8 protein-coding genes and 1 pseudogene are annotated in these 10,266 nt (G+C 71.9%); 2 read left to right on the top strand and 7 right to left on the bottom strand.

Annotated features, from left to right (window positions below; genetic code table 11):
• Positions 1–2,185: ATP-binding SpoIIE family protein phosphatase (locus AOK15_RS30610; protein ID WP_055521587.1), on the top strand; the 2,185-nt coding region annotated here is incomplete at its 5' end.
• 121 nt (positions 2,186–2,306) lie between these two features.
• Here the strand turns inward: AOK15_RS30610 and AOK15_RS30615 are convergent.
• The 7 genes and pseudogenes from AOK15_RS30615 to AOK15_RS30645 all read right to left on the bottom strand — a co-directional run.
• Entirely contained in the window at positions 2,307–3,950 is a 1,644-nt protein-coding gene (locus tag AOK15_RS30615; RefSeq protein ID WP_055521588.1) for an alpha/beta hydrolase, read from the bottom strand.
• A 193-nt stretch (positions 3,951–4,143) separates the two neighbouring features.
• Complete coding sequence (locus AOK15_RS30620; protein WP_055521589.1) at positions 4,144–5,016, bottom strand: endonuclease/exonuclease/phosphatase family protein; 873 nt, start codon at positions 5,014–5,016, stop codon at positions 4,144–4,146.
• A gap of 55 nt (positions 5,017–5,071) precedes the next feature.
• Positions 5,072–5,476 carry a hypothetical protein gene (locus AOK15_RS30625; protein ID WP_055521590.1) on the bottom strand — a complete coding sequence of 135 codons (405 nt, stop codon included), beginning with the start codon at positions 5,474–5,476 and terminating at the stop codon, positions 5,072–5,074.
• Between the two features lie 203 nt (positions 5,477–5,679).
• Positions 5,680–6,402 carry a VOC family protein gene (locus tag AOK15_RS30630; protein WP_055521591.1) on the bottom strand — a complete coding sequence of 241 codons (723 nt, stop codon included), beginning with the start codon at positions 6,400–6,402 and terminating at the stop codon, positions 5,680–5,682.
• 33 nt (positions 6,403–6,435) lie between these two features.
• Positions 6,436–7,539 (bottom strand): Rieske 2Fe-2S domain-containing protein, encoded by a 1,104-nt coding sequence (locus AOK15_RS30635; protein ID WP_240508674.1) that lies wholly within the window; start codon positions 7,537–7,539, stop codon positions 6,436–6,438.
• A 111-nt stretch (positions 7,540–7,650) separates the two neighbouring features.
• A complete protein-coding gene (locus tag AOK15_RS30640; RefSeq protein WP_205632264.1) occupies positions 7,651–8,193 on the bottom strand; it encodes an MOSC domain-containing protein in 543 nt (180 codons plus the stop codon).
• A gap of 202 nt (positions 8,194–8,395) precedes the next feature.
• Positions 8,396–8,761 (bottom strand): annotated as a pseudogene (locus AOK15_RS30645) (DUF7134 domain-containing protein); the annotation flags it as partial.
• 287 nt (positions 8,762–9,048) lie between these two features.
• Here AOK15_RS30645 and AOK15_RS30650 point away from each other — a divergent pair.
• Positions 9,049–10,266: RNA-guided endonuclease InsQ/TnpB family protein (locus AOK15_RS30650; RefSeq protein ID WP_055521593.1), on the top strand; the 1,218-nt coding region annotated here is incomplete at its 3' end.

Consider the following 10,266-nt stretch of genomic DNA (forward strand, 5'->3'; position numbering starts at 1 on the left):
ATCCGCCGGGGTGTGCCGCGCCACCTACGACGAGCGCGGCACACCCCGGCGGATGGTGGGCGTCGGCTGGGAGAGCGCCGAGTCCGGCTCCACCCGCGACGCGCTCAGCCGGGCCGTGCGCCACATGAGCGACGCCTTCCTCGCGGTCGACACGGCATGGCGGATCACCTTCGCCAACCTGGAGACCGAACGCATGCTGGGCCTGTCCGAGGACGAGATCGTGGGACGGGTGCTGTGGGAACTGGCCGTCGAGTGCGACGGGGTGCCCGGCCTGGAGCGGCTGTGCCGCAAGGCCGCCGCCGACCAGAGGCCCACCGGGTTCGACGTGCACAGCCCCGGCAAGGACCGCTGGTTCCACCTCCGGGTCGTTCCGGGACCCGACGGGCACACCCTGTACTTCACCGACACCACCGAGAACCGCCGCCTTGAGGAGGAGCGCCGCGCCGCCGAGCAGGCGGCCACCCAACGGGCCTCGCGGATAGCCGAGTTGACGGCCGCGCTGGCCAAGGCGACCACCACGCGGGATGTGATCGAGGCGGTCGCCCGGCGGGTGCTGCCCCCGTTCGCCGCCACCGGGTTCCTCGTCCAGGACGTCGAGGGCGACCGGCTCCACAACGTCGGGTACGTCGGCTACTCCGCCGAGTTCATCGAGCTGATCGACCACCGCCGCAAGACACGGCACGGCCCCGCCTGGGACGCCATCACCACCGGCAGGCCCGTCTTCCTCTCCTCGGCCGAGGAGTACACGGCGTACGCGCCGCGCAACGCGGACCTGCCCCGCCGGTCGGGCAAGCAGTCCTGGGCGTTCCTGCCGCTGACCGCCTCCGACCACACCTTCGGTGTGTGCGTCGTCTCCTTCGACCGGCCGCGCCGCCTCACCGAGGAGGAGCGCACCCTCCTCACCGCGATCAGCGCGCTCCTCGCCCAGTCCCTGGAACGGGCCCGGCTCTTCGACGTCGAGCACACCCGGTCCCGCGAACTCCAGCGGAGCCTGCTCCCGCAAGCCCTGCCCGACCTGCCCGCCTGCGCGTCCGCCGCCCGCTATCTGCCCGCCGGACGGGGCATGGACGTCGGCGGCGACTGGTACGACGTCATCCCGCTCTCCAGCGGCCAGGTCGCCCTCGTCGTCGGCGACGTCATGGGCCACGGACTGCCCGAGGCCGCCACCATGGGCCGGCTGCGCACCGCCGTCCACACCCTCGCCGACCTCGAACTGCCGCCCGACGAGATCATGACGCACCTCAACGACCTCGTCGCCGGCATGGGCGAGGAGTCGTACGTGACGTGCCTGTACGCGCTGTACGACTCCACGACCCGGATCTGTTCCCTCGCCCGCGCCGGGCACCCGCCGCCGGCGCTGGTCCTGCCCGACGGCAGTGTGCGCTTCCCCGACCTGGCCGCCGACCCGCCGCTGGGCGCGGCCGAGCCACCCTTCGAGACGGTCGAACTGCACGTGCCCGACGGGAGCATGCTCGTGCTCTACACCGACGGCCTCGTGGAGTCCTCGCAACGCGAGATGGACGAGGGCATGGCCGAACTCGCCCGCCTGCTGCGCAACGCCCACGACGACGGCACCGCCGACAACCTGGAACTCCTCTGCGACACCCTCATCCACGGGCTGCTCCCGGCCCACCAGCAGGCCGCCGACGACGCCGCGTTCCTCGTCGCCCGGCTGCACGCCCTCACCGAGGACAAGGTGGCGTGCTGGCCGCTCCTCGACGACCCGAGGGCCGCCGGGCAGGCCCGCCGCCACGTCCGGGAACAGCTCGCCGCCTGGGGCCTGGACGACCTCGCCCCCACCACCGAACTGCTCGCCAGCGAACTCGTCGGCAACGTCGTACGCCACGCCAAGGGGCCCGTGCGGCTACGGCTCCTGCACGGCTCCGAGCTGACCTGCGAGGTCTTCGACGGCAGCCTCACGATGCCCCGCATACGCCGGGCCACCGACACCGACGAGGGCGGCCGCGGCCTCCAGCTCATCACCGCCCTCTCCCAGCGCTGGGGCACCCGCTACACCCCCGACGGCAAGTGCATCTGGACCGAGCAGCCCCTGACCGGCCCCGACCCCCGCAGACCGCCGCCGGACCCCCTGGACCTGCTGTGCCCCGTCCCCGACGACTTCGACGGCGACCTGGACACGCTCACCTTCGGTGACCCGGCCGACGACCCGGACCCGGACCGGTAGGGCACCGGGCCCGGTCCCGCCGGCCACCGCGCCCCGCGCACGACCGAGGCGCCGGCCGTGGGGCCGACGCCTCGGGAGGTGCCGTGGTGCGGGTGCGCCGCCGCCGACCGGTCGGGACCGGTCAGGCCACGGAGCCGATGTTCTCCACACGCTCGTTCACACCGTTGCGGAGCTCACCCAGCGTCGTGCCGGGCGGGGCCACCTTCGGCGTCGACGACGGCGGCTGCGTCTCGTCCGCGCAGGTCGTGCCGTGGGCGGGAACCGTCAGGTCCACCAGGTACTTGACGACCGCGTCCGTCGCGCAGGCGCTGCGCCCGAACGCCGTGTGGCCCTCCGCCTCGAACGTCAGCAGCGAGGCGTTGTCGAGGCGCCGGGACAGCGCCACCGCGTCCTGGTACGGGGTGTCGGGGTCACCGGTGGTGCCCATGACCAGGATCGGCGCCGAGCCCTGCGCCCGGTAGGAGCCGTCGTAGCGGCTGACCCGCTCGGCCGGCCACTGCGCGCACGCGGTGGCGTGCTGGTGGTCGTAGGTCGGCGGACCGAACGCCATCGCCGGGCCGAGCAGCGGCGCCGCCGCGGCGAACGACTCCACCTTGTGCTTCAGCAGCCGCCGGTCGCGCGGGTAGTCCCGGTCGGTGCACTCCACGGCCACGTTCGGGCCGAGGAAGTCGAAGCTCGCCGGGGACGGCGGACGCAGCAGGAACGAGGTGTTGTCCCGCAGCTGCGCCTTCTTCAGGGCCGCGCCGAGCGACGGCCAGATGACCTTGCCCTCGTTGATGTTGAACATCAGCCGGTAGACCAGCGTGTAGCCGTTCGCCTTGCCGCCGCTCGCGGTGGTGACGGGGTTGGCGTCCAGGTCCTTCTTCAGCTGCTCGAACGCGCCGCGCGGGTCGCCGTCGCCGAACCCGCAGATGGGCTGGTCGGCGGCGCACCAGTCGAGGAACCGGCTCATCGCCCCGTCCAGCGCCAGGTACTGCGGCCGGTCATAGGCGTACGGGCGGTTGGCGTAGTGCACCGGGTCGTACGCCCCGTCGAGGGTCAGCGCCCGCACCCGCTGCGGGAACAGGGCCGCGTACACGGTCCCGATGTACGAGCCGAACGACCGCCCGTAGTAGGTGAGCTGCTCCTCGCCGAGCGCCTGGCGCAGCAGGTCGATGTCACGGGCGACGTACTCGGTGCCGACGTACGGCAGTAGCCCGCCCGCGTTGTCGAGGCACGCCTGGTTGAACTCGGCGGCCTCGGTCAGCGCCGGCCCGAACGCGTCCGGTCCGGGCACGCCCTTGGCGTCGGTGACGGCCTTCGAGTAGCGGGTGTCGTCGAAGCAGGTGAGCGCCGAGCTGCGACCGACACCGCGGACGTCGTAGCCGAACACGTCGAACGACTCGCGCAGCGCGGCCGGCAGCCCGTTGTAGTTGTTGCGGACGAAGTCCACCCCGGAGTTGCCCGGCCCGCCGGGCTGCATGAACAGCGTGCCCTTGCGCTTGGCCGGGTCGGCGGCCTTCTTGCGCACCACCGCGAGGGTGATCTTCTGACCGGTCGGGTCCCGGTAGTCGAGCGGCACGTCCGCGTTCGCGCACTCGTAGCCGCCCTGGCAGTCCGTCCACGCCAGGGACGGCACGGGCGGGGTCGGCAGGGTGTCCGGTGCCTTCGGCGAGGCCATCGCCTGGGTCGCCGTCCCCGTGCCGGCGACGAGGAGCGCCGCCAGCGCGGCCCCCGCCGTTCTCAGACGACCGAAACGTCTCGGTGCGCCGTGGGATGTCGTCATGTGTCCTTCCCCCTGTGCTGGTCATGCCCTCAAGTACCCACTGGTCAAGGTGAGTCGGGGCAATGTCTAGCTGATGAGAGGGCAAAAAGGCGAGCGTGGTGCCACGGTGGCCCAGATTCCAGGCGATCTCTCCACTGCCCGGCGGCAGTTGCCGCCGACCGACACCTACCGTGAGCCCGGCCGTGCGCCCGGCTCACCCCTCGGGCCGGGTGTCCCCGGCGGCCGGCCCGGCCGTGTCGACGTCGGCGTGCACCAGGTCGTGGTCCGAGACCGGAGTGCGGTGCACCCCCTGCTCCAGCGGGGCGGCGCCGCGCAGGAACACGTAGTCGAACTTGAGCCGCCAGTCGGTGGTCACCTCGCAGTCCCCGGTGGCCGGGGGACGGCAGCCGGGGTCCGCGTCCGTGGCCAGCGCCCACAGGGGGGCGAGTTCGGGGGCGTCCGGCACGGCGTTGAGGTCGCCGACGACGATCGCGCGGTCGTACCGGGCGACGGCCTCGGCCAGCACCTCGACCTGGCCCTCCCGGACCGCCTCCTGGCTCCGCTGGGCGAGATGGGTGTTGAACACCCGGACCGGCCTGCCGTCCACGGTGGTGGTGACCGCCAGGTACCCGCGCTCCTCGGAGCCGCCCTCGGGGTAGAGCTTCCTGACGGGGTTCGTCATGGGCGCCGCCGAGAGGATGGCCTGCCCGAAGCCGCCGGGCTTCCACGGCACCCCGCCGCAGCGGTTCCAGTTGCGCAGCAGCGGCCCGTACTCGACGTGGTAGACGAGCCCGTGCAGGTGCTCCAGATAGTCCCGGATCCGCTCGACGTCCCGTACGCACGCCTCCTGCACACCGATGACCTGCGGCGCGTACCGGGCGATCTCCGCAGCCCGGTCGACGTCGCTCGTGTCGCACGGGTTGCAGATGTTCCACGTCATGACCCGGTCGGGCACGACGTCCCGGACGGCCTTCACGGGCGCCGAGGCGCCGAACAGGCCCCCGCCCGGCGCGCTGGGGCCGACGAGGACGACGCAGGCCACGCCCAGACCGCCCGCGAGCAAACGCGTGCCCCTACCGAGCACCATGGCCTCCTCACCGTGGAACCCCGCGTATCAGACGTCCACGTCCGAGGTTAAGCGATCACCTTGCGGTACCGGGGCGGCCCGGCGCCCCGCCCGGCCGGGTGCCGAGCAGCACCAGCACACTCCCGGTGAACATCAGGATGCCGAGGGGGACATGCAGCGCCGGCAGGTGGGCGATGCCGAGGACCACCTGGAGGGAGGCGAGGAGGAGGAACCCCGAGGCGTACAGGACGGGCCGGGGGGAGGCGCCGCCCGGCCGCCACGCGAGGATCGCGGCCAGTACGTAGAGCATGGAGGCCCCGTACATCACGCGGGCCCCGACGTCGTGCAGCAGCTCGCCGTGGGCCGAGGTCAGCAGCAGCCCGGCGGTGGCCGCCTGGAAGAAGAGCGTCAGCGTCTGCAGTGCGACCGCGATGCGCACGAACGCCGGCCCGCGATACGCCGATGCCGTCTGAACAGCCATGTCCCGTTCCCCTCTTTCCGTCTCACGACGGAGCGCCGATGGTGTTCCACCGACCCGACGGAACAGAGCCGGGAAATGTGACACGCGGGGTCCGGGCGGCTCGTCGCAGGCAGACATCCGCCGTCCCGGTCGCAGGCAGACATCCGCCGTCCCGGTCGCAGGCAGACATCCGCCGTCCCGGTCGCAGGCAGAGAACCGCCGTCCTAGCGGGGCGTCAGGACGCAGAACTCGTTGTCGTCGGGGTCGAGCATCGTGATGCGGCCGTCCTCGTGGGGGGCCGGGTCGAGGAGCCTCGCGCCGAGGGAGAGGAGGTGGTCGACCTCCGCCCGCTGATCGCCGCCCGGGGGCGGGACGAGGTCGAAGTGGAGGCGGTTCCTGCCGTGTTTGGGGGCGACCGGCGGGCCGCCCCAAGTGATCTTTGGCCCGCCGTGCGGTGACTGGATCGCCGTCTCCTCGTCCTGGTCCCAGACCAGCGGCCATTGAAGCGCCGCGCTCCAGAAGTACCCGACCGCCTGCGAACCGTCGCAGGCCAGCGCGCCGAGGAAGCCGCAGCCGGCGAGGAAGGCGTTGCCGGGAGGGATGACGCAGAACTCGTTGCCGTCGGGGTCGGCGAGCACCACGTGCCCCTCCTCGGGGCGCTGACCGACGTCGATGTGCCGCGCGCCGAGCCGGAGCGCCCGGTCCACCGTCTCCCGCATGTTCTCCGGTGTGGTGCTCGTCAGATCGAAGTGGATCCGGTTCGAGACGGGCTTGGGCTCGTCGCCGGGGAAGAAGTCGAGGCGGAACCCGTATCCGTCGGCGGGCAGGACCGCGACGCCGTCCCGCGGGTCCTCGGAGAGCCGCCGTCCGAGGACCCCGGCCCAGAACGCGGCGAGGTCCCGTGGGCGGTCGGCGTCGAAGCAGAGCGCGTACAGCTGACAGGTCATCCCCGTGATCTCCGATCCACCGGCCGATCGTCGTCAGGGCGCCTTGCCGGCCCCCGGGGCGGAGCCTAGAGCTGACCGGTCGTCACCCGCAGCCCAATATCCGGCGGCCGGCAGCCCCCGAGCGGCGTCGCCGGGCGCCTGCCGCGGATAGAACTGGGCGTACCAGCGGCGTATCGCCCTGATGCCCTTCTCGTGCGGGAGGAGCACCGGACGCGGCTGGTGGATCTTGTGGTCCCAGATGCGGACCTCCTCGCGGACCTCGCCCAGCGCCTCCCTGCGGAAGACGAACTTGAGGAGGGGGGAGAGCAGGGCGGAGAGCAGCGGGCCGCGGGCCGGTCCGCGCAGGTGGTACAGCATCCGCAGCTCGCTCGTGCGGTCGTCGACGGGTGTGGTGAGCGCGACGGCGGTGACCGACAGCACCGGGCCGTGGGTGCGGACCACCATCACGCCCGGCCCGTACATGAACGCGTCGAAGGTGTTGTCGATGTCCCGGCCGAACACCCGTCGGCTGAACGACCCCCGCGCCTCGGCGAACGGTCCGTCCGCCCGCCACTCCTGCACGGGCGGCTCGCTCTGCCCGTGGATGAAGTGGAAGTGGGACTCGTCGACGATGTTCTCGCGCATCTCCTGGATGTGGATCCGCGCCCGGCAGGTGTCGTCGATGGGCCGGGTGAACTCCCGCGACACCGCCTCCGGGACCTCCGGCACCTCCCACGCGGGCTCGCCCGGCCCGACGTACACGAGGACGAGGCCGCTGTGCTCGCGCACCGGGAAGCCGCCGAGGGAGACCTTCGGGGTGCGCGCCGCGAACGGCGCCTCCACGCACCGCCCGTCCGCGCCGAACCGCCAGCCGTGGAAGGGGCACTCCACCGTGCCCGCCACGACCTTCCCGCCCACGCCGAGGTGCGCGCCGTAGTGCGGGCAGTAGGCGTCCCGTACGGCGGCCCGTCCGTCCGGCCCGCGGAACGCGATCAGCGCCCGCCCGAAGTAGTGCAGGCTGACGACCTTCCCCGGCGGCAGTTCCCGGCTGCGCAGCACCGCGTACCAGCCGTACGGCACGGCCGGCATCGGGTACGCGTCGGCTCGCGGATCGCGCGGCAACTCCGTGTTCTTGTCATGGCGCCGCCAAAGTCGCATGGGGAAAGGGTAGCCGGACACCGCTTACTACGGGTCAACCCGCTTGTACGAAAATGGAGTTGGCGTAAAGGCGCCGCCGCGGCGATGGCGGGGTGAGGCGGTGGAGCGGGGTCAGACCCGTTCCAGCGGGAGGTGCGGGCCGCTCGGCAGCTCCACACCGATCGGGTCCCCCGGGCGTACCACGCCGCCCTGCCGTACGACGCTCATGATTCCGGCCTTGAGCACGAGCCCGCCGGACTCGTCCCGGCCGACGACCTGCTTCAGCAGGCCCTTGCGGAAGGCGTCGATCTGGAGACACGGGTTGCGCAGACCGGTCACCTCCAGCACCGCCTCGCCGCCCACCTTCAGCAGCGTGCCGACCGGCAGGCCGAGCAGGTCGATCCCGCGGGTGGTGATGTTCTCGCCGAGCTCACCGGGCGCCACGTCGAAGCCTTCCGCCGCGACCTCGGCGAACAGTTCCTCGTGGATGAGGTGCACCTGACGGAGGTTCGGCTGGGTGGGGTCCTGCGCGACCCGCGAGCGATGCTTGACCGTCACCCCCGCGTGGACGTCCCCCTCCACCCCGAGCCCGGCGAGCAGCGTGACGCCGTCCCGGTTCGGCTTGGTGAACGAGTACTCGGCGTTGCTGCTGACCGCCGTCACCGTCGCGCTCATCGTCGGTCTTCCCCCTGTGTCACCGGATCGCGCCCCCTGCGGATCCTCGGCCCGGTGGATCATGCCCCCGAGGCCCACTTCCCTAACCCGAGGGTGGCGGGGCCGGCGGAGGCAGGTCAGCGGGCGGTCCCGGTGCCCCCGGGCATGCCGTACGCCGCCACCATGATCTTCTGGGCGACCTTGTTCATGTCCTGGCCTTTCGGATGTCGTGCATCTCGCGTGCGATGCGGGCGCGTTCGCGTGCCGCGGCCCGCTCGGCCTCGACACGCCGATCGCGCCGGCGGGCGTCGGTCAGCCTGCCGAAGACGTAGGCCGCCGCGAACACGGAGAACGAGCAGGTGAGTTCGCCCGGCGAGCGGGAGTTGAGCCACAACCCGACCGGGACGGCGACCAACAGCAGAAGCCCGGTGGCCAGCCCTTTGCGCGCCGACGACTGCGCGGCGACCGTGTGGACGATCACGAGCCCGGTGTACGGCAGCGGCTGACCGGGGCCGTCCAGGGTCAGCCGGTACAGGGCGCTGGTCGCGGGGACGGCCAGCAGGACGGCGAAGGGAGCACGCCGCCGCCACCCTGCTTGTCGGGCAGGGTGCCCGGTCCTTCAGGGCCGGGGTGAATGCCCGCTCCCGCGTAACGGACCGCTCCCGCGTAGCGGGGCAGGGGAAGCCGAATCGCCGTCAGGGCGATTCGGCGTTTCGGGAGGGACAACAGGTGGGGGCCGCCTCAACCGTTCGTGGTGTCGGCTGATTGGGGCCCTGTTGTGGGGGCCCTGGTAGGGGTGAGCGTGCCGGTCACTCTCATGGGTGATGTTGGTCGAAGGCACGCGCGGGAGGGGAACGGGGTGGCTAGGTTCGCGGCATGTCACGTTTCCGCATGTATCCGTCGCCCGCGCAGGCAGAGCAGATGCTCACGCACTGCGCGCACGCGAGATACGTGTGGAATCTTGCCGTCGAGCAGCGTGCGCACTGGCGGCGGTGGCGCAGGTCCGCGCCCGGTTTCGCGGAGCAGTGCCGTCAGCTCACCGAGGCCCGGCGGGAGAACGAGTGGCTGGGTGCGGGGAACGCGGACGTGCAGCAGCAGGCGTTGAAGGACTTCGCCCAGGCCAGAAACGCCCGCTTCACGTCCGGGTTCGGTGAGCCGACCTGGCGCAGGAAGCATGTGCACGAGGGCTTTCGGGTCATCGGCACCGACCGCGTGCCGGAATACGAGGTGGACGGGTCCCCGAAGCTGAACGCGAGGACCGGCAGGCAGGTCATGGGCCGCTCGGTGGTCGTGCAGAAGCTGAACCGGCGGTGGGCGCAGGTGAAGCTGCCCGGCTGCGGGTGGGTCCGCTTTCGCCTCAGCGCAAGGGGCAAGGGCGCGAAACTGCCCGCCGCCAAGACGTTCCGGGTCACCTTCCGTAACGGGCAGTGGCACATCGCTTTCGCCGTCGTCCCCGAGCCGGTCCAGGCGCCCGGCACGGACACGGTGATCGGCATCGACCGGGGTGTCACCATCACCGCCGCCCTCTCCGACGGCCGGACACTGAACTGCCCACAGCTCACGGTCAAAGAACGCGCCCAGATCCGCAAACACCAGCGGCGCGCGGCCAGAGCCCCGAAAGGCAGCCCTGCCAAGGCGGCCGAGCATGCGAACGTGGCCAGGCTCAAGGCGCGGGAGGCGAACCGGCGCAAGGACTGGTGCGAGAAGACCAGCACCATGCTCGCCCGCTCCTACCACCTCATCCGGTTCGAGAAGCTGAACATCAAGACGATGACCCGCTCCGCGAAGGGAACCGTGGAGCGGCCCGGCCAGAATGTGGCGCAGAAGTCCGGCCTGAACCGGGCGATCCTCGCCCAGGGCTGGGGCCTGCTGCGGCAGCGCACCGGACACAAGGCCCCCGGGCGGGTCGAGGATGTTCCCGCCCCCTACACGAGTCTGCGGTGCAGTGCCTGCGGCTGGATCGACAAGAACTCGCGCAAGAGCCAAGCCGGGTTCGTCTGTTCCTCCTGTGGCTTCACCTGCAACGCGGACACCAACGCAGCAATCAACGTCGCGGCAGGACAGGGCGGGGTCCCCCGCCCTGTCCTGCCGCGA

The sequence above is a fragment of the Streptomyces ossamyceticus genome, from assembly GCF_001418475.1.
Lineage (GTDB): Bacteria > Actinomycetota > Actinomycetes > Streptomycetales > Streptomycetaceae > Streptomyces > Streptomyces ossamyceticus.

What these genes read in the sequence shown, in the direction of transcription:
- AOK15_RS30615 (WP_055521588.1), bottom strand. Translation starts at nt 3,950, where the DNA reads ATGACGACATCCCACGGCGCACCGAGACGTTTCGGTCGTCTGAGAACG.
- AOK15_RS30640 (WP_205632264.1), bottom strand. Translation starts at nt 8,193, where the DNA reads ATGAGCGCGACGGTGACGGCGGTCAGCAGCAACGCCGAGTACTCGTTC.
- AOK15_RS30620 (WP_055521589.1), bottom strand. Translation starts at nt 5,016, where the DNA reads ATGGTGCTCGGTAGGGGCACGCGTTTGCTCGCGGGCGGTCTGGGCGTG.
- AOK15_RS30630 (WP_055521591.1), bottom strand. Translation starts at nt 6,402, where the DNA reads ATGACCTGTCAGCTGTACGCGCTCTGCTTCGACGCCGACCGCCCACGG.
- AOK15_RS30625 (WP_055521590.1), bottom strand. Translation starts at nt 5,476, where the DNA reads ATGGCTGTTCAGACGGCATCGGCGTATCGCGGGCCGGCGTTCGTGCGC.
- AOK15_RS30635 (WP_240508674.1), bottom strand. Translation starts at nt 7,539, where the DNA reads ATGCGACTTTGGCGGCGCCATGACAAGAACACGGAGTTGCCGCGCGAT.